Source organism: Chitinimonas prasina (assembly GCF_030160395.1).
GTDB classification, from domain to species: Bacteria; Pseudomonadota; Gammaproteobacteria; order Burkholderiales; family Chitinimonadaceae; genus Chitinimonas; species Chitinimonas prasina.
The window spans coordinates 90473-109614 of the sequence record NZ_BSOG01000002.1 but is presented as its reverse complement, the minus strand read 5'-3'; the positions used below and the strand labels follow the sequence as shown (position 1 = coordinate 109614).

Genomic DNA, 19142 nt, shown 5'->3' with positions numbered 1-19142 from the left:
CCTCAGTACAAAAGCATAACGGGCGTGCCACGCGACACGCCCGCTTGAATAAAAGCCATTTTAAATCAGTACGCTAGTTCTTGTCGCTAACAACAGGCACAAAACCTGCCTTACACTGCCCGCAACCCACCCCGCGCAAACGAAAGAATGCCACCTTACCCCAATCGAATAATGGGTATCGCCAAGCGCCCAGGCCAGGGGCGTCAGCCGCTCAAAAGCCAGGGCTGCAGGCAAAACAGGGTGATAGGGAACTGCTGGAGTGCCGCCCAGCCAACAAAGGCAAAGCCACCTACAAGGCGCCACATGTATTTGATAGGTAAGTGGAAATTCCTATTCAGCCACATCATGCCGCAAGGAAAAGGACATCGCTGAAGCGGCCTGGGCAACAGCTCAAGCGCTACTGTACCGCCAGATGGCGGGTATAGATTGCCATGACATCCACGCCTGCCAAGGCCGCGTTAAAGCGCTGCGCCAAGGCCCTGCCCTCGGCCGTGGGGCGAAAGCAGATATGGAGCTGCTTGTCCTCCAGCAGCCTAGGGTGAAACAGCAACTGCGTGCGCTTGCCGGCCAAAGCCTTGTCTGTCCGTAACAGATAGTCGTAGACATGTTTGTCCATGACCCCTGCATCAAATCGGCCTGCTGCCAGCTTTACCAGCACGCGGGTGTCGTCTACCGATTTGTCCACCCGCTGCTGGCCTGCCGCCACATCGGCATCAAAGCTGGTGGTGTTCACATAGTTCTGTACCACGCCTATGACATAGCGCCTGAGATCAGTTGGCTGCTGCCAATCAAAGGGGCGGCCTGTGCGGTACGCCAGGCCTAGCGGTGAATTGCCTATGGGGGCGCTAAGATGGCAGCGGCTGCGTACTTCCGGCGTATCGTATTCAGGGAAGTAGCCTGCATAACCCGGCGTCCCCATACCCATAGCGACTGCCCGTGCCCATGGATAGAAATCCACCTTCAGCTTACTGTCCGCCGCTTGGAATGCGGCACGGGCAACCTCGACCGAAATACCCTGCCCAGCCAGCTTCTCACCCGAGTAGGGCGGCCAGAACAGCGAGGTCAGCCGGACCTCTGCGGCCTGAGCCACGGGTAGTAACAACCACAGAATCGCTGCGATCAACCTGTACACGATACCCGCCTCGTTGCATTGCACTAGGCTCCTTCCGTGGTGGATCACGATCATGCCGCAATCCTTGTATGGCACTACTCACCGAGGCCACCTGGTGTTGACATGCAAGCCTGCCTCGCAGCATACGCCGTCTGTCGCACAGCTGGCTCGCATACTCAGGCGGCGTTCGTTGGTAGCCTTAAACCAGCATAGCAACGAAACATGACGTTCAGACTTTATAAAATCCGTTCTGCACTACCTTTAGAATTGCACCCATAGCCCAGCGAAAGCATCACCATGTTCGAAGCCGCAGAACTCGGCCACAAGGTCGACAAGGATAGTTACAAGGCGCAGCTACCTGCCCTGCGGGAAGCCTTGCTGGATGCGCAATACGAGTTGCGCGAACGGGGCAGCTTTCCCGTCATCATCCTTATCAATGGGGTAGACGGCGCAGGCAAGGGTGAGACGGTTAACCTGCTCAATGAGTGGATGGACCCCAGGCTGATCGATACCCATGCCTTCGGCGATACTGGCCTGGAAGAGTACGCTCAGCCAGCCATGTGGCGCTTCTGGCGTGCCCTGCCCGCCCGTGGTCGTATCGGCATACTGTTTGGCTCCTGGTATACCTTACCTATCCTGAATCGGGTGGCGGGCAAGCTCGATAAAGCCGATCTACGGGGCGCGGTGGACGACATCGTCCGCTTTGAAGACATGCTGTGCCACGAAGGTGCCCTGCTACTGAAGTTCTGGTTCCATCTAGGCAAGAAGCAGCAAAAATCCCGCCTCAAGGCCCTTGAGGCCGACCCACTGACGCAATGGCGTGTACGCGAAGAAGACTGGGAGCACTTCAAGCAATACGACGAATTACGTGATGTCTCCGAGCAGGTATTGCTGCGCACCAGCACCGGCCACGCGCCCTGGGTGGTGGTAGACGGCGAAGATGAGCGCTACCGCAGCCTCACCGTAGGAAAATTGCTGCTTCAGGCCTTGCGCAGCCGCCTGGAGCAGACTTTGCCGGATACCCCCCGATCCAATGCACCGCCTTTGCTGGCGCCGCTGGATGGCGTGAGGGTGCTCGATAAACTGGCGCTGGATCAACCTATGAGCAAGGCCGATTACCTGGTCGAGCTCGAAAAATGGCAGGGCAGGCTCAACCAGCTCAGCCGCCATCCCCGGTTTCGCGCACATGCCGTGGTTGCTGTATTCGAAGGGAACGATGCTGCCGGCAAGGGTGGCGCCATACGCCGTATCACTGCGGCGTTGGATGCCCGCCAATACCATGTCATCCCTATCGCCTCGCCCAGCGAGGAGGAGCGCGCGCAGCCCTATCTCTGGCGCTTCTGGCGACACCTGCCCAAGCACGGCAAGTTCACCTTGTTCGATCGCTCCTGGTATGGCCGCGTGCTGGTTGAACGGGTGGAAGGCTATGCCAGCGATGCAGACTGGATGCGGGCCTACGGCGAGATCAATGACTTTGAGCGACAGTTGAGCGATGCCGGGGTCGTGGTAGTCAAGTTCTGGCTGGCCATCGATGCCGATGAACAGCTCAAGCGCTTTGAGGCGCGAGAACAGACAGGTTTCAAGCGCTTTAAGATCACGCCAGATGACTGGCGTAACCGCGAGAAATGGGACGCCTACCGCGAAGCGGTACACGATATGGTGGAGCGCACCAGCACCAGCGAAGCCCCCTGGACACTGGTGGAAGCCAATAACAAGTATCACGCCCGCATCAAGATACTCAGGACCTTGTGCGAAGCCATGGCGGAAAAACTCGATTGATCATTTGCAGTGACGGGCACCTCCGCAATTGCTCCACAGTTGTAGGGCAATCTGCAGACATCGGCCACCACCCCGGCCTGCCATCCAGGAGTCTGCCATGCACAAGCCATTGCTCAAGCGTATTGCCCCCATGATCGCCCTTGCCCTTTCCCTACCCAGCCTGGCCGCCGCCAACCCTGCTGCACCGGGCCAAGCACCAGGCCAGCGCCGGGTGCCGCCCAACGAAGCCTTCGCCGCTTGCGACGGCAAGCAGGAAGGGGTCAAGGTCAGCTTCACCACGCCACATGGTGATACCGTCAGCGGCACCTGCAAGATGATCGCTGCACGGTTGGCTGCCATACCGGATCATCCACCCCGGCAAAGGCCAGGCGAACCCGGCGCTGCCAAGTGATGGGGATACAGGTGCCTCAGCCACGGTGTTGCTGTAGACAGCCCGCTAGGGGTGGCCGTATAAGCCAAAGGCACGCAGCCGCCCCTTTCGCTACACTGCTGCAGATTCCTGCCTAGCTGCCCGCCATGCCACGTATGCGCTCCATCGGCCTTACCCTGTTTATTGCCATCTCCTTGACCGTACTGATGGTAGTACTGGTATTGGCCGGCCTGTTTCGACTCAGCCTGGGTAAAGGGTTTGACGACTATGTCGCCAAGCTGGAACTGACCCGGCTCGACGTGGTGGAGCAGGTGCTGACCGAGCGCTATCAGCGCCATGGCGACTGGCGCTTCGTCCATAGCCAGCAAGACTTGCTGCCCGGCCCCGATTTCAATCGTCCTCCGCCACCGCGAGGTGCCGACGCTGGCCCGGGTCGCCTGCCACCTCGCCGGGAAGATCGGCTCGGCCTCGGCCCGCGCTTGGCCCTGTTCGACGCTCAGGGGCAGTTGCTGATGGGGCCGCCAGAGGCCCAGGGACGCCCCCGCCGACCGATCAAACTGGAAGGCGGTGAGCAGCCCATTGGCTATATGGCCCTGGCACCTGCTGGCGGCGGCGATATCCTTACCCGGCAGTTCCTGGCCAGCCAGACCCGCAACATGCTGTGGAGCGTGTTGGCGGCCTTCATCCTATCTGCCCTGGCTGCCGCCTGGCTGGCCCGGCACTTCCGTGCCCCGATTGCAGCGCTGGCCCAATCCGCCAAGCAATTGGCAGCGGGCCAGCTACAAACCCGGGTAGCGCTGGAACGCGCTGACGAATTGGGCCAGCTCGCCCGCGACTTCAACCGCATGGCTGAGCAGTTACAGCAGTTCGAGCAATCGCGCCGCCAATGGATGGCCGATACCTCGCACGAGCTGCGTACGCCGCTCACCATCCTGCGCGCCCATATCGAAGCCATGAATGATGGCGTGATGCCCATGGACCAACGTGGGCTGACGCGCTTGCAAGGCGCCGTGGGTGAGCTTGACGGCCTGGTGGCCGACCTCTATCAACTGGCACGCGCCGATGTGGGCCTCTATGAATACAAGCCCGAGCCCATCGTACTCGCCAGCCTGTTTGAGGAGCTTGCCGACAGGCTGGCGCATCCGCTACGCCAGGCAGGCCTCAGGCTCAGCCTGCATGCCCCTGCAGAACTGGCCGTGCAGGCCGATCCGGCCAAGATCCAGCAACTGTTCGGCAATCTGCTCAGCAACACCCTGCGCTACACCGACACTGGCGGCGAAATACGTCTGAGCGCCAGCGCCCAGGGTGGCTCGGTGGAGATCATCCTGGACGATAGCGCGCCAGGCGTGCCCGATGCCGCGCTGCCACGCTTGTTCGAGCGCTTCTATCGGGTCGATGCCTCGCGTAGCCGCCAATACGGTGGCTCCGGCCTTGGCCTTGCCATCTGCCTCACCATCGTCGAAGGCCATGGTGGCCAGATCAATGCACAGCACTCCCCCTTGGGTGGCCTGCGCATCAAGATACAACTGCCCCGCTCGCCAGGAGCCGCTACTCAATGAATCCACCACGCATCCTGCTGGTAGAAGACGAACCCCGCATCGCCGAAGTCATGGTGGCCTATCTGGCCCAGGCCGGATACACAGTTGACCATCTGGACCGGGGTGATCAGGTACTCGCCCATATGGCCCGGCAAGCGCCTGCCCTGCTGGTACTGGATCTGATGCTGCCGGGTATCGACGGCATCAGCCTATGCCAGCAGATACGGTTATCGAGCACCTTGCCCATCATCATGGTGACGGCCCGGGTGGAGGAGATCGACCGCTTGCTGGGGTTTGAAGTCGGTGCTGATGATTACCTGTGCAAACCTTTCAGCCCCCGCGAACTGGTCGCCCGGGTACAAGCCCTGATGCGGCGCAGCCAGCCCACAGCGCCGGTACTGCCGCCATTGTTCGACAACGATATCGTCAGCCAGCGCATACGCTGCCAGGGCCAGTTGCTGAGCCTCACGCCGCAGGAGTACCGGCTATTGGGCGTGCTGTTGGCGGCGCCGGGGCGCATCTATTCGCGCACCCAATTGCTGGAGCTGGCCCACAGCGAAGGCGCAGAAGTGTTTGATCGCGCCGTGGATAGCCATATCAAGAACCTGCGCAAGAAGATCGCCGCCGTTCTGGGCGAGCGCGAAGTCATACACTCCGTCTACGGTGTAGGTTACCGCTACGAGTAAGCGCTGCTAACTAAACCCAGCGTGGCAGCGCCAAGCGCCCGAACACGGTATTGCCGGATGCTGGGCAAGGCACAAGCGGCCCAGCAATACAGGCGCCATGAGTGGCTTGCCACACCACCGTTCTTTGGAGTGGCAGCAAACCCGCAAGGTTGATCTGGAAAACGCCCATTCACTGCATTGCCACTTCGCGTCTCCACGATTGCTCCACAGTCTCCCCGCACAGTATCAACTGTGCCACCACCCACACCGCCTACTGCGGGGAGACCATCATGACAACAGCCAAGCCCTATCCACAGCCAGGCCGTTTGCTGGGCCTGATCGCCAGCATGTTGCTGGCTGGCCTTGCTGCAGCAGCAGAACCACCACAGCCCATCCCCATACCGGCCACGGGTCTCTCCGCCACGGCCAGCATAGGCCGTAGTCTGTTCTTCGACCCCAACCTCTCAGCATCGGGGCGACAGTCCTGTGCCAGTTGCCATCATCCGGGCAACAGCTTCTCGGCCCCCAACAATCTGCCTGTGCAATTGGGTGGTGCCGCGCTTGATCTGCAGGGGCTGCGTAATACGCCTACGGCAAGCTATACCCGTTTCGTGCCCGCTTTCACCCTGACCCCACCACCGCCCCCAGGCCAACCCCGTCCCAGCCCTGCCCGCGGCGGGCTGCTGCATGACGGCCGCGCCAATACTCTGGCGATACAGGCGCAAGGCCCTTTCCTGACCGCCTTTGAAATGGGCAACCGCAGCGCGGCCGAGGTACTGCAACGCCTGCGCACACGTCCCTACCTGACGCAATTCCGTACGGTATTTGGTGCCGCCACGCTCAATAACCCGGACGCAACGCTAGCCGCCATGGGTCGCGCCATCGCAGCCTACGAGCAAGAGGAGCCTAGTTTCAGGCTATTCAACAGCAAGTTCGACGCCGTCACCAATGGTCGCGCCAGCTTCAGCCCAAGAGAAGCCAATGGTCAGCGCCTGTTCAATGACCCCAATCGCGGCAACTGCGCCAGCTGCCACACCGCACGGCCAACAGGCGGCGTGCCTGCCCTGTTTACCGACCATAGCTACCGTAACCTGGGCATACCCCGAAACTGGGCCATCCCTTACAACCGCGACGATACCGCCCTGCCCGGTTTCATCACCGCCAACGGGGCAAATCTGGGTGCGCCCAATCACCTGTACTACGATATGGGGCTATGCGGCCCCGTCCGAACCGACCTTGCCGGCAATCGCGCGCTCTGCGGCATGTTCAGGGTGCCGACCTTGCGCAACGTGGCGGTGAAACAGGCCTACTTCCATAACGGCATATTCAGCACGCTCAACCAAGTCATCAGCTTCTACACCAGCCGCGAACTTGCGCCGGCACGCTGGTACACCAAGGCCGATGGCTCGGCAGATATCCGCTACAACGATTTGCCCACCGCGCTGACCGGCAATATCACCCAAGGCCCTCCGTTCCGCCGCAACGGCCCACCCGCGCTGAACGAAGCCGAGATTCGTGACATGACGGCTTTCCTGTGTACGTTGACTGACGGCTACGACCCACAAAACCCTGCTGCCTACCGGCAGCCGGCACAGTGTGTGGCTGCGGCGAACTAGGCAGGGGCGCGATCTGACCACCGCCAGCGCTCAGCGCTGGCGCGCTACGCCAAGTCATTGAAGAAGGAACTTGGCGTTACAGCAGATAAATGCATCAAGACACTGAAGGCTGAGATGCTGTCAGCGAGCGTCTGATCTGCAGAGGACGTGAGAAAAGGGGCTGAAAAGCCCCTTTGTTGCATCTCCACTATCGCGCCCACTAACGCACGCCCGTCCTGAACCTCACCCCCTTGTGGATGAAGATCATCCCCTCGGGGGTGATCTCTTCCAGCCTGACCTCAGGTGTCAGGTAGTCGCCTTCGTGCAGTGGCTTGTTGTTGATCATCACCACCCTGTCCTTACGCTGGCTGGAATAGGAGTGCACCAGCACTGTCATGGCGGGTATGCCCTGGCGTAGCCCCGCTGGCAAGGTATCCAGCAAAGGTGGTTCGCCAAGCGGCTGCGGGGCTGACGTTGTGGGTGCTGGCGCAGCAACAGGCGGCGCAGGCCTTGTGGCAACAGCTGCAGCAGGTACTGGTTGCGCTATCGGCGAGGGAGTAGGCGCAGGGTCAACCGGCCCTACTGGTGGCACATTGACCGCCACAGGTGGTGCCGCCGTAACAGTGGGCAGCTGTGCAGCCGCCTCAACCGGTTGGGCGGGTTCGATGCGTTGCACTAGCGGTGCAATAGCGGGTACCGCTGCATCTGCCTGGCGCCAGGGTTGCAGCCAGCCTATCAAGATGCCGCAGGCCACCAGTATCAGCGCCAAAATCAGATAGAACCATTGGGTGGGACGCACCTCCGGCATGGGTGCTGCCAGGGTGGTATGGAGCGTTGGCACCGCCCCCATCTTGCGCTCGCGCTCCGCTTTTTGCAGTGCGTCCAATATATAAGACATCTCAGTTCCTCCCACTCAGGCTGGGCGCCGCCACATCGCCTACCAGGCTGAGCCTGACCAGCGTCTGCGCACCTACCTGGCCATCCGGTGCCAGGCCTTGCGCCAGCTGAAACTGCTTTACTCGTGCGCGCAGGGCTTCGTCAAACACAGGAGGTGTGCCCGAGCGATGCTCCAGGGCATCCAGTTGCTTGGCCAGCCAGGCTACCAGCGTGCCACCATCGCCCAACCGTACGGCTCCCGGTGGCGCATCTGGCGCACGCCACAGCAAGGTATATCGGCCAGACCAATACCGCGCCAGCTCGGCAGGACTGATGCGCTGCGGCTGTCCTGCTATCAGTAGACCGACCGATTGTGCATCAAGGCTCTGCAGCAAGGCCGGCACCTCCCGCTCGGTCGCGTCCACCAGATACAGTACGGCGGGTCTATCAAACTGGCGCAACTCCTCCAGCCCACCCCGCGCATTGCGGCAGCGCAATGCAGCCACCTTGGGGCAGCGCTCGGTCGGGTCGTAATCCAGACCCCAGGCTTGGTAGAGGCCGGCAAAGGCTGTGTCTAGCGCCTGCGGGCGCGCCGCCTCGTCTGGCCAGCTTAAATCGGGCAGTACCCTGGTAGTTGGGGAACTGGGCTTTGCAACGGGCGGCGTGGCAACAACCAACGGTGCCTTCTTGCTGACCGGTGCTGCCGCAGGTGCGGCCACAGGTACAGGCGCCGGCACGGGCCGTGCGGGCAAGGCGGCTTGCTGCGCTGTAAACAACAGTTTCAGGCCCAAGCCTGCCAGGCCTAGCGTCGCCACGCCCACCCAAGGCCACCAACGCGGGCCGGCACGCTTGTGGGCCAGCGGCAACACCTCGCTGGCAGCGCGTACCAGAATGCGTCGGCTAACCGTCTGCTTGCCCTCGGTGTAAGCACCCAGCAGTGCGCGGTCACACAGCAGGTTGACCAGCCGCGGCACGCCACCACTCAGGCGATATAGCGTGGCCATCAGGGAATCCGCAAACAACGGTCGATTGCAGCCCGCTACCTGCAAACGATGCCGTACATAGGCCGCAACCTCGGCCCGGCTTAGCGCCGCCAGGTGGTACCTGGCTACCACACGTTGTGCCAACTGGCGCAATGAGGGCCGCGCCAGCATTTCGTCAAGCTCAGGCTGTCCTACCAGGATGATCTGCAACAGCTTGCGCTCGTTGGTCTCCAAATTGGTCAACAGGCGCATCTGTTCCAGCACCTCGGCCGAGAGATTCTGCGCCTCGTCGATGATCACTACCGCATGGCGACCCTGTGCGTGACCTGCCAGCAAAAAACTGTTGAGCGCATCGACCAGGGCCTTGATGCTGTGGTCCGGCGCAGGCGGCACAATGCCAAACTCGCTGCAGAGCGTAGCCAGCAGCTCTTCTGCAGTGAGCTTGGGGTTGAATACATAGGCCATATCACAGCTGGCCGGTATCTGCTCCAGCAGGCAGCGGCATACCGTGGTCTTGCCCGCCCCCACCTCGCCGCTAAGCACCACAAAGCCGCCATCGCCGCTCAAGCCATAGAGCAGATGCGCCAAGGCTTCCTGGTGGCGCTGGCTCATATACAGGTAACGGGGATCCGGCGCGATGGAAAACGGCGCCTCGTTCAGGGCAAAGTGACGCAGGTACATGCGGGACAGGGCCATCAACAGAAGGCCCGCATTATCGCCGAATCAGCGCCGCGCCGCTGTCTTATGCAAGCACGGCCGACCCACCCGTGGCAAACAGGCGGCAATAACTGCCGTAGCTGGCAAAACAGCCACGGCAGCCGGGCCCGCTGCACTATGCCTTATACGCCGCCAAGGCCTGGGCCACCTGCTTGGTCAGCGGTTGAGCAGCATCGCCCATACCAAACTCGGCTTGCCACGCACTCTTGTTGGTACCGATATAGGCCAGGGCCCGACCCAGGTTGTCCAACTGCCGTGGGATAAAGTTATCCGCTTGGTTGAGCAGTTCGGCCGATTTGGCAAAGTTGCCAGCAAACTCACGCACCGTCGCCACCACGCCTAGCGGCTTTTCAGCCAGCACAGCATCCAGCGTGGCAGCATCCAGGCTAGCCATATGCGTGACCGGGTCTATGGTCACCCCTAGCGCGCGCATGCCCTGCACACCGTGAACCGCGCCATTGAAAGGGCTGGTCAGGTTCTGCTCCAGCTCATGCCGCGTCACCTTGGCCGCACTGCTGTCGGCCAAGGCACCACCGGGCTGCATGTCTACCTCAAAGTCCCTGATCCAGCTGTTGTACTGTGCCACAAAGCCCTGCACTTGGGCCTTGACGTCAGCTGGCGCCATCTCGGCTGTCATTCCACCCAGGCTGGTGCCCAGCTGCTGCATCCGTGTTACGGCAGGCTGCAGACGGCTTAGCCCCTCATACTGTGCCTTGTAGCTCACTTCGCGGTTGTTGATCAGGCTCATCATGTTGTAGCCAGCCTGCGGGTCAAACAGGGCCATGTTGTACCCAGCCGGGTTCAGGCTACCTACCTGTGATTTCGCCGTAAGGTGGCTGGGCGACAGAATGGCATCCAGGCCGGTGCTATTGCTACTCTGGGTGCCGAATACGCCATCCAGCCCCCCACCCTGCTCACCATTGCCGCCAACCGACCCCAGCAGCGCCCCCATGGCCTGTGCCTTGAAGCTGGCCAGCTTGACCGCAAAATCCTCATGGGCCGTATCCGCCGTCTTGCTATCGGCCACAACCTTGTTCAACTGGGCGTAGTTGAAACCGCCCGCTTCCATACCTTTGATCGCCATATTGCCTCCTGCGTCAACTTGCACGCCCCCGCAAACACTTAAGCAATAATCAAGCCAAAACAGTAAGTTAACCCAACCATCACCAGCCCAACAGTGTGGCGCGTCTACCTTCCTCAGATAGCTGCAAGATCTACCATCGACCATTTGTGCCATAACTTGAGCAAGCCGTATGCCGCCCGCGTTTGGCGCCGCTGCCTACCTCCCAACACGGGCTTGCTTACAAAGCAAGGAAGTAGCCCCCACTTTTCGTCGCCATCGGTTAACCCCTTTACCCCAGCAGCGCCGTTTAACCCAGCAATGCCGCTCACCCTAAGGAAGCAACATGTCACACACACTCTGGCGCGCTTGCCTGGCCAGTCTGGCCACCACCCTGCTGCTTGCCGCCTCGCCGCCGGTGATCAATCTGCCCATGCCGCAGCCCATCATCAGCGGCACCCGTGGTAATGAGGTGCCCATACAGCTACAGCAACTCGATGTCCGCGTCCGCGTGGCCGGCAGCCAGGCCGAGACCACCCTGGATATGACCTTCCACAACCCCAATGGCAGGCAGTTGGAGGGCAATCTGCAGTTCCCGTTGCTACCGCACCAGCAAGTCGCCGGCTTCGCACTGGACATAGACGGCGCCATGCGGCCAGCCGTACCGGTAGAAAAAGCCAAAGGGCGCGAGGTCTTCGAGTCCATAGAGCGCCGCCAGGTTGATCCTGCCCTGCTGGAATCCACCGCCGGGCACTTCTTCCGCCTGCGCATCTACCCCATCCCCGCCCAAGGCGAGCGGCGGGTGCAGATACGCATCAGCGAATCCATCCCCCGCGACGGCCAGCAATACAGCTACCGCCTGCCGCTGGATCATTTCAACGCGGTAGCCGATTTCCGCCTTGCCGTCGATCTTCCCAGCCGCCATGTACCCAAGCTGCAAGGCGCGCTGACCCAATTGCAGTTCAAGCCCAGTGCGCAGGGCTATAGCGCCGTACTCAGCCGTGACCACTTTACCCCGCGTGGTCAGTTGCAGCTGCAATGGCCGGCAGCTGCAGCACCCACCGTCTACCGCCAGCCGTTCGATGGCGAACACTTCTTTGTGGCCGAACTGCCTGTTGCCGATACCGTCACACCGCGCGCACTACCCCGGCAGATAGGCCTGCTATGGGATAGCTCCAGCTCTGGCACCCGCCGGCAGCATGCGGCTGAACTTGCCCTGCTGGACCGCTACTTTGCCGCCATGGGCAATGGCGAGGTGCGCCTGGTGCGCCTGCGTGACCGGGCCGAAGCTGCGCAGCATTTCCGCATCGTCAACGGCAACTGGGAGGCCCTGCGCAGCGCGCTGCAGGCCACCCAATATGACGGCGCAACCGCCCTGGACGGCTGGCAGCCCCACCCTGGCACCGCCGAATACCTGCTGTTCTCCGACGGTCTGGCCAACTATGGCAGCGGCAGCTTTCCCAAGCTGGCCAGCCACCAGCGGCTCTATGCCATAGACAGCAGCAACGGCGGCGACAGCACCCGCCTTGGCGCCCTGGCCAGCCTGTATGGCGGCCGTGCCATCCAGCTTGGCAGCGCGCAGGACGTGCCGCTGGCCGCAAAAAAACTGCTGAATGACGAAGCCCGCATAGTCGGCCTGGACGCCGACAGCGCCGAGCAATTGGTGGCCGCCTCGCCCTATGCCGAGGATGGCCTGCTGCGCATCGCCGGCCGCCTGCGCAGCGCCAATGACACCTTGCGCATCAAGCTCCTGCTCAACGGCCAGGCGAGCGAGCAACGCATCGCCTTGCGTACCGATGCCCCCGAGCACCCTCACGCTGCCAGTCTGTGGGCGCGTTACCGCATTGCCCAATTGGGTGCCGAGCCACAACTGAATCGGAGCGAAATCACCCGCCTGGGCAAGCGCTTCAGCCTGGTCACCGGCGAAACCTCCTTGCTTGTGCTGGATAACGTGGACGACTATGCCCACTACGACATCACGCCGCCGGCCGACTACCTGCCCCGCTTCGAGAAAATCCGCGCAGGCCTGGTGCGCATGCGCGCGCAAGCCCGCACCAAGCAGTTGGAAGACGTAGTGCGGGAATTCCAGGAGAAAATCAGTTGGTGGGAGCAAGCCTGGCCCAAAGGCAACCCACCACGGCCCAAGCCAGCAAAGCGCCAGGCAGAAGCAGAAATAGGCACGGCCGGCATGGCCGCCGAGATGGCCGGTGCGCCGCCCATGGCAGCCGCAGCCCCCATGCCCGCCCCCGCGCCCGCCATGGCAGCTCGCAACAAAGCCGTGAGCGCTGTAGCCGATGACAACGGCGCGCCGCCGGCCGATATCAGCATTGCGCTCAAACCCTGGCAGGCCAATGCCCCCTATGCCCGCCGCTTACGCGCCGCCACCAGCGAGCAGCGTTACCAGATCTACCTGGACGAAAAGCCCAGCTATCTCAATAGCAGCGCCTTCTACCTGGATGCCGCCGATATCTTTCTGGACAAAGGCCAGCGCGACTTGGCGCTGCGCATCCTCTCCAACCTCGCTGAAATGGACCTGGAGAACCGGCAAGTGCTGCGCATACTGGGCTACCGCCTGCTGCAAGCCGGCGCGCCGGAGCTCGCCGTACCGGTGTTCGAGCGCGTACGCCAGATGGCCGAGGAGGAGCCGCAGTCTTTCCGCGACCTGGGGCTGGCCTACGCCGCACAGCAGCGCCACCAGGACGCCATCGATACCCTCTATGAAGTGATTACCCGCCCCTGGGACGATCGTTTTGCCGAGGTGGAACTGATCGCCCTGGCCGAACTCAACGCCATCGCGGCCAATGCGCCCACCAAGCTCGACACCCGCCAGATAGATGGCCGGCTGCTACGCAACCTGCCTCTCGACATCCGTGCTGTGCTGACCTGGGATGCGGACAACAGCGATATGGATCTGTGGGTCACCGACCCCAATGGCGAGAAATGCTATTACGCCCACCGATTGACCTACCAGGGCGGGCGCATGTCACGCGACTTTACCGGCGGCTATGGGCCAGAGGAGTTCTCGCTTAAGCAAGCGAAGCCGGGCAAGTACAAGATTGAAGCCAATTTCTATGGCCAGCGGCAACAGGTAGTGAGCGGCGAAACCACCCTGCAGCTCAAGCTCACCACGGGCTTTGGCAAGGCTACCGCCAAAGAGCAGATGATTACCCTAAGGCTCAAGGGAGAAAGCGAAACTGTGTTTGTGGGCGAATTCGAAGTCGCCGCAAAACCCGGCAAATAGGCCACAATCAAGCTGAATCCGGGTAGAGTCGCAACTAGCCGGATTCAGCGGCACTTGGTCTCATAAAGGCGCTGTCAGCATAGCCAGTACGTGGCCGCCAAGTGCTAGCCGATAGATGCAACACCGCATTGCGATCGCACAAGGCTGCTGAAGCAGCCTGTTCGAGCGTAATGCCCAAGACAACACAACCAATACAGACAAGCCCATCCACATGAAACACCTTGCCCCACTCTGCTTGCTGCTCGTCCTGGCTAGCCAGGCCCAGGCCGATCGCCTGCAACTGCGCTTCGGCAGCCCACTGCCCAAGGAAGCCCTCAATTGCCAGCAAGATCCGCTGCTAATGGGCCAGAAGCCACCCAAGCTGGTGCTGGGCGAATCTGATGTACTAACCTGGTCAACCGAAACGCTACAAATGGTCATCGACCCCAAGCGCTTCAAGGCCAGCAAGGCCGACAAGGAAATGATCAACCGCTGTTTCGGCCTGTATATCGATGGCGTACTCCTTACCACCGGCCCGGTCGTCTGGGCCAAGGACACCCGCACCATCAGCCAGCCCGTGGTCGTCGCCCAAGACGCCAAGGAAGGCCTGCTGCTGCGAGTACTCAGCGGCAACCACGCCATGGCCCGCCCCTATGCCCTGGGCCGCATGTACTCTGCACTCTCTACCCGGCCCATGATCGCCCCACCGCCCATCCAGCAATAAACAAAGGGCGCCCGACGCGCCCTTTGTTTCAGCTACAGCGGCAGCTCACGGCCTGCGGGCTAGCCAGCACCCGCCAATCTGCGCCCCTGTCGTGGTCGAAATACAGTGACGCCATGGCACACCGAAAATTCACCTTACCCTACTCATTTCGTAAGGGGTTTGAATTTTTCCATCGCCTTGCGCACCTTGGGTGCCACCACCGCCATGCAGTAGGGCTGATAGGGGTTGGCGTCAAAATACCCTTGATGGTAGGCCTCGGCCGGCCACAGGGTGGTGACAGGAACCAGCTCTGTAACGATAGGCCCGGCCAGATCGCCATCGCGTGCCAAGGCTGCAATGGCCGCCCGGGCTTGCTGCTCCTGCTCGGCATCATGGTAAAAAATCGCCGACCGATACTGCGTTCCCACGTCATTACCCTGCCGGTTCAAGGTTGTCGGATCGTGGATAACAAAGAAGACCTCAAGCAGGTCGGCATAGCGAATAAGCGATGGATCGTAATGCACTTGCACCACTTCGGCGTGGCCGGTGTCGCCATTGCAGATCTGCTTGTAGCTGGGATTATCGGTATGTCCGCCCATATAGCCCGACACCACGCGCGATACCCCACGCAAGCGGCTGTATACCCCGTCCAGGCACCAGAAGCACCCTCCGGCCAGAGTGGCGATTTGCTGTGTCATGCCGTGCTCCCGAGCAATGGTTTGAGGCAACTTGGTCGTGCTGTGCTGATCGGCCTTACAGTACCAGAGCCTCACAGCACCAGGTTGACCGCCCGTACCAAGGCACCCGGCAAACGGGCACTGGCACTGGAACGCGCACCATAGCTGCCGGGGTCAGCCAGTAGCTCACGCTCTACCGTCAATGCTTCCAGTTCGCTGCCCAGCAGGCGGTAAAGCGAATCATCAAAGCGCATGACATTGAGCGGCGCCACGATTTCGCCGTTCTCCACCCAGAAGGTGGCAAAACGTGTCATGCCGGTGACACGGCCAGCCATTCGATCCGAGAAGTTCAGGTACCACAGGTTGGAGACATACAGCCCCGTACCCAGCGCCTTCAGCACGTCCTGATGGGGCAGGCTACCGGCCGCCACGTCCAGCGATTCACTGCTCTCCCACGTGCCTGCACCGTTGCCGGCGATGCCGTACTCTTTGGCGGTGCGCGGGCTGACCAGGCTGCCGGCGTACTTGCCGGCGCTGATCAACGGCACGCTGTCGGGCTTGATAAAGCCTTCGGCCTGGAATGCTGGCGCCAACCCTTGCAAGGTGTCTTCGGTTACCGTCAGCATGGATGAGAAGCTGAGTTCGCCATCGGCCAGCTTGAGCAAGGGGCTGCGCTTGGCGCGTAGCTGCTTCTCGGAATACCCACCCCAGTTCAGCATGGACAGCAGCTCGGCCAGCGCCGCCGGGGTAAAGTAGGCGCGGTAGCTGCCTGGGGCCAAGGTCTTGACCGGGCGCTTCAACAGCGCCAGCTGCTCACGCGCTTCGGCGATTTCAGTCCGCAACTGCTCACTGGACCACGCCTTGCCAGCCGAGCCCCGCTTTACCGCCTTGTCGCCATGGGCGTACAGGCTCCAGTCGAAGTTCCAGCTGACGGTCTCCTGCCAATTGAGCTGGCCCTGGCTATTCGCAAAGCCATATTGCACCGGGCCTGCGGCCAGTATGCCGACCAGATCCACGCCGGCCGCAGCGGCCAGTATGTCCTCCACCATGGTTTCGCTAGGCGGCAGTACCGTGGCATCCAGTCGCTCACTACTCTGTGGCGCCGCATTGAGCAGCATATAAGGGTCGTCTGCCACATCCTGCAGGGCTGCGCGCAGTTCTATCAGAATGCGGTCGATCAGCGGCAGATCATCGTCATTGCCGGCCAGCGAAAGATTCTGGCTGACGTGCTTCTCGCCCTGTGCCAGCTTGATATCGAGGTAGGACTGCGCGACCTGGCCGGCCTGCCTTACCTTGCCGTGGTTGAAGCGAACAAAATCGGTACGTTCAGCCGACAGCCACAAGGTAAAGGCCTCACCGGCCTGCAACTGGCTGCGCAGATGCTCTGCCAACCGGGAAAAATGCGCCCGCATCAGGCTTCTCCTCCAAATACATCCACATCGGCAAAGACACAGGCGGGCGAGGCATGGCCTACACGCACGGCCTGGTTGGGTTCGCCCTTGCCGCAATTAGGTGTGCCCATCACATCGAAGGTCGCGGCATTGCCCACAGCCTTGAGCGATCGCCAGAAGGTGGCCGATATCCCGCGATAGCCTGGGTTCTTCACCACACCCTTGAGTTCACCGTTCTCTATCAGCCTGCCGTACTCGCAGCTGAACTGGAACTTGTTGCGCGAGTCGTCGATGGACCAACTCACATTGGTGTTCATCAGCACGCCACGCTCTATGCCCGCCACCAGTTCATCCATGCGCTTGTCGCCCGGCTCGATATTGAGATTGGCCATACGGTCTATGGGCGGACGGTTCCAGTTGCAGGCGCGGCTATTGGCCACCCCGCCTATATCAAAACCGGCAGCGCGGGCGCGTGCTTGCGATATCTCGCCCCCCAGCGGTTTCTGCAACACACCATCGGCGATCAGCCAGACCTTGTCGGCCACCGCGCCATCGTCATCCCAGCCATAGGCGGCAAACTCATTGCGCTGACGTGGGTCGTAGGTAACGTTGAGCAAGGGGGAGCCGTACTGGTAGTGACCGAACATATCGAGGGTCACAAAGCTGGTGCCGGCATAATTTCGCTCGTCACCCAGTATGCGATCCAATTCCAGCGGATGGCCGATGCTCTCATGTATTTGCAACATCATCTGCTCGGGCATTAGCAGCAGATCCATGGTGCCGCTGGGGCAGTTAGGTGCTGCCAGCAGTTCCAGCGCCTCATCCGCCACCCGGCGCCCAGCGCCCAGCAGGCCAGCCTCGGACACGATCTCCATGCCGCCCTGGCGGCAAATACCGCCATACTGACCACCCAGGCTACGAGTCTGCGACTCACCGTCGGCAAAGGCAGTGACCGAGAGGCCAGGTATCAGCATCTGGAAGGCCTGCTCCACCGCACCGCCCCCCATGGTCACATAGCGCTGCCGTACGGCCAGCCTGGAGAGTTCGGCAGACCAATCCACAATACGCTCGTCGCCAGCCTTGGCAGCGGCAGATTCATCCAGGAGCAGATCCAGCAAGGCCTTGCGATTCCAGTCCAGCGCCTGTTCGGCACCCGGCCCCAGGTATCGCCCTTCGGGCTTGGGCAGACGTATCTGGCTGTAGTCGTACACGGCATGGCCTGCAGTAGCCTCCGCCCAGGCAGTTGCCCTGTCCAATGCAGCCTGCAAGCCGGCACTGGAACAATCGGCCGTCGCGGCATAGCCATAACCACCCTTGTGCAGCACGGTAATCATGGCGCCCCTATCAAGCCTGCGGCGTAGCGGCTCGGCTACGCCCTGGCGCACGGCCAGCGTCTCGCCGTCTTCCTCCACATAGCGCAGGGCGCAAAAATCAGCGCGCGTTTTCAGCGCCCGGAAGCGCTGTTCCATGGTGTCGAACATAAGGAGGGTTCCGGTAGGCGGGACACGAGTGGTGCCCACGGTTGAACAATGGGCAGATCATACCGGGCACCGGGCGCCCAAGTCATGCCGCAGTGCGATTCCCCAGCCAGGCACCGGCGAGTATCAGACACAGGGCCACAGCGGCCTGCCAGCCAAATTGGCCGCCGCCGAATGCCGCCAGCAGACCGGTGGACAAGAGTGGCGTCAAGTAGGCGAGTGTACCGATTGCGCGGGCATCGCCCCGCTTCAGGGCGGCATCCCACAGAAAGAATGCCGCTCCCATGGGGCCCATGCCCAGCAGGCCCAGCCAGGCCCATTCTGCCGCCCCTATCCGGTAAGCCGGCTCCAGTGCAGCATGCGCCAGCAATGACAGCAGGCCCGATGCCATGCAAAAGCCCCCCACCGCTCCGGTAGGAAATGGCGGTACGCGCTGTGTCAGCAAGGAGTAGGTTGCCCACATTACCGCTGCAATGGCCGCCAGCACATAGCCAAGTAAGTGCTGGCTGCCAAGCGATACCACGCCTTTGCCAAGCACGATCAGCACACAGCCCGACAAGCCCAGCAGCCCACCCAGCACATGCCGACCGGTCAGCCGCATATTGGGCAAAATCAGCGGCGAGAGCAGTACGATCAGCAAGGGCCACAGGTAGTTAATGAGATTGGCCTCCAGTGCTGGGGCATAGCGTAGCGCCAGAAACAGGCAGAAGTGGTAACCGAACAGGCCATAGCAGCCAAGCAACAGGGTCTTGCCGGGTATGCGCCAGTCACGCCAGCGCGGCAGTCCGCACAAGCCCCCTATGCACAGCGCCACCCCCACCAGCAAAAAAGGCGGGACGCTCGAGAGGCGAACGGAGATCAAGGCAAGCGAACCCCAGAGCAGGATGGCCGCAAGCGCGCAGAGTGTGGAAGTAGACAGGGTAGGCATGCTCATCATGATTGCCGACTTGGCGCTGCCGGTCTTGCACTATCCTGCAAT

Annotated in this window: 15 protein-coding genes; 7 read left to right on the top strand and 8 right to left on the bottom strand. The window is 61.6% G+C overall.

Annotated features, from left to right (window positions below):
- Window positions 1–397: 397 nt before the first annotated feature.
- Complete coding sequence (locus QQK16_RS07785) at window positions 398–1132, bottom strand: substrate-binding periplasmic protein (RefSeq protein WP_284195883.1); 735 nt, start codon at window positions 1130–1132, stop codon at window positions 398–400.
- A gap of 276 nt (window positions 1133–1408) precedes the next feature.
- Here QQK16_RS07785 and pap point away from each other — a divergent pair, with 276 nt between their 5' ends.
- From pap to QQK16_RS07760, 5 genes are all read left to right on the top strand, one after another.
- Window positions 1409–2890 (top strand): polyphosphate:AMP phosphotransferase, encoded by a 1482-nt coding sequence (gene pap, locus QQK16_RS07780; protein WP_284195882.1) that lies wholly within the window; start codon window positions 1409–1411, stop codon window positions 2888–2890.
- Window positions 2891–2987: 97 nt separating this feature from the next.
- On the top strand, window positions 2988–3281 hold the full coding sequence (locus tag QQK16_RS07775; protein WP_284195881.1) for a hypothetical protein: 294 nt from the start codon (window positions 2988–2990) through the stop codon (window positions 3279–3281).
- A 125-nt stretch (window positions 3282–3406) separates the two neighbouring features.
- Window positions 3407–4819, top strand: a complete 1413-nt coding sequence (locus tag QQK16_RS07770; RefSeq protein ID WP_284195880.1) for an ATP-binding protein — start codon at window positions 3407–3409, stop codon at window positions 4817–4819.
- Window positions 4816–5484, top strand: coding sequence for a response regulator (locus QQK16_RS07765; protein WP_284195879.1), 669 nt, complete (start codon window positions 4816–4818; stop codon window positions 5482–5484). Before QQK16_RS07770 ends, QQK16_RS07765 begins: the two co-directional genes overlap by 4 nt.
- 269 nt (window positions 5485–5753) lie before the next feature.
- Complete coding sequence (locus QQK16_RS07760; RefSeq protein ID WP_284195878.1) at window positions 5754–7079, top strand: cytochrome-c peroxidase; 1326 nt, start codon at window positions 5754–5756, stop codon at window positions 7077–7079.
- Window positions 7080–7278: 199 nt separating this feature from the next.
- Here the strand turns inward: QQK16_RS07760 and QQK16_RS07755 are convergent, their stop codons facing one another.
- From QQK16_RS07755 to QQK16_RS07745, 3 genes are all read right to left on the bottom strand, one after another.
- Window positions 7279–7956 (bottom strand): general secretion pathway protein GspB, encoded by a 678-nt coding sequence (locus QQK16_RS07755; protein WP_284195877.1) that lies wholly within the window; start codon window positions 7954–7956, stop codon window positions 7279–7281.
- 1 nt (window position 7957) lies between these two features.
- Window positions 7958–9613, bottom strand: a complete 1656-nt coding sequence (locus QQK16_RS07750) for an AAA family ATPase (protein WP_284195876.1) — start codon at window positions 9611–9613, stop codon at window positions 7958–7960.
- Window positions 9614–9749: 136 nt separating this feature from the next.
- Window positions 9750–10718 (bottom strand): hypothetical protein, encoded by a 969-nt coding sequence (locus QQK16_RS07745; RefSeq protein WP_284195875.1) that lies wholly within the window; start codon window positions 10716–10718, stop codon window positions 9750–9752.
- Window positions 10719–11040: 322 nt separating this feature from the next.
- Between QQK16_RS07745 and QQK16_RS07740 the strand changes: the two genes are divergently transcribed.
- Complete coding sequence (locus QQK16_RS07740) at window positions 11041–13935, top strand: VIT domain-containing protein (RefSeq protein WP_284195874.1); 2895 nt, start codon at window positions 11041–11043, stop codon at window positions 13933–13935.
- Window positions 13936–14146: 211 nt separating this feature from the next.
- The gene (locus QQK16_RS07735; RefSeq protein WP_284195873.1) at window positions 14147–14638 is read left to right on the top strand and encodes a hypothetical protein; all 492 of its coding nucleotides are present in this window, start codon (window positions 14147–14149) and stop codon (window positions 14636–14638) included.
- 143 nt (window positions 14639–14781) lie between these two features.
- Here QQK16_RS07735 and msrA read toward each other — a convergent pair whose 3' ends face one another.
- The 4 genes from msrA to QQK16_RS07715 form a co-directional block, all read right to left on the bottom strand.
- On the bottom strand, window positions 14782–15315 hold the full coding sequence (msrA, locus tag QQK16_RS07730; protein WP_284195872.1) for a peptide-methionine (S)-S-oxide reductase MsrA: 534 nt from the start codon (window positions 15313–15315) through the stop codon (window positions 14782–14784).
- A 71-nt stretch (window positions 15316–15386) separates the two neighbouring features.
- Window positions 15387–16706, bottom strand: coding sequence for a TldD/PmbA family protein (locus QQK16_RS07725; RefSeq protein WP_284195871.1), 1320 nt, complete (start codon window positions 16704–16706; stop codon window positions 15387–15389).
- On the bottom strand, window positions 16706–18166 hold the full coding sequence (locus QQK16_RS07720) for a TldD/PmbA family protein (protein WP_284195870.1): 1461 nt from the start codon (window positions 18164–18166) through the stop codon (window positions 16706–16708). The genes QQK16_RS07725 and QQK16_RS07720 overlap by 1 nt, the downstream gene beginning before the upstream one ends.
- 82 nt (window positions 18167–18248) lie before the next feature.
- On the bottom strand, window positions 18249–19091 hold the full coding sequence (locus QQK16_RS07715; RefSeq protein WP_284195869.1) for a DMT family transporter: 843 nt from the start codon (window positions 19089–19091) through the stop codon (window positions 18249–18251).
- Between the last annotated feature and the right edge of the window lie 51 nt (window positions 19092–19142).

Coding starts and splice junctions, on each gene's coding strand:
- pap (WP_284195882.1), top strand. CDS start 1,409: ATGTTCGAAGCCGCAGAACTCGGCCACAAGGTCGACAAGGATAGTTAC.
- QQK16_RS07775 (WP_284195881.1), top strand. CDS start 2,988: ATGCACAAGCCATTGCTCAAGCGTATTGCCCCCATGATCGCCCTTGCC.
- QQK16_RS07770 (WP_284195880.1), top strand. CDS start 3,407: ATGCCACGTATGCGCTCCATCGGCCTTACCCTGTTTATTGCCATCTCC.
- QQK16_RS07765 (WP_284195879.1), top strand. CDS start 4,816: ATGAATCCACCACGCATCCTGCTGGTAGAAGACGAACCCCGCATCGCC.
- QQK16_RS07760 (WP_284195878.1), top strand. CDS start 5,754: ATGACAACAGCCAAGCCCTATCCACAGCCAGGCCGTTTGCTGGGCCTG.
- QQK16_RS07755 (WP_284195877.1), bottom strand. CDS start 7,956: ATGTCTTATATATTGGACGCACTGCAAAAAGCGGAGCGCGAGCGCAAG.
- QQK16_RS07750 (WP_284195876.1), bottom strand. CDS start 9,613: ATGGCCCTGTCCCGCATGTACCTGCGTCACTTTGCCCTGAACGAGGCG.
- QQK16_RS07745 (WP_284195875.1), bottom strand. CDS start 10,718: ATGGCGATCAAAGGTATGGAAGCGGGCGGTTTCAACTACGCCCAGTTG.
- QQK16_RS07740 (WP_284195874.1), top strand. CDS start 11,041: ATGTCACACACACTCTGGCGCGCTTGCCTGGCCAGTCTGGCCACCACC.
- QQK16_RS07735 (WP_284195873.1), top strand. CDS start 14,147: ATGAAACACCTTGCCCCACTCTGCTTGCTGCTCGTCCTGGCTAGCCAG.
- msrA (WP_284195872.1), bottom strand. CDS start 15,315: ATGACACAGCAAATCGCCACTCTGGCCGGAGGGTGCTTCTGGTGCCTG.
- QQK16_RS07725 (WP_284195871.1), bottom strand. CDS start 16,706: ATGCGGGCGCATTTTTCCCGGTTGGCAGAGCATCTGCGCAGCCAGTTG.
- QQK16_RS07720 (WP_284195870.1), bottom strand. CDS start 18,166: ATGTTCGACACCATGGAACAGCGCTTCCGGGCGCTGAAAACGCGCGCT.
- QQK16_RS07715 (WP_284195869.1), bottom strand. CDS start 19,091: ATGCCTACCCTGTCTACTTCCACACTCTGCGCGCTTGCGGCCATCCTG.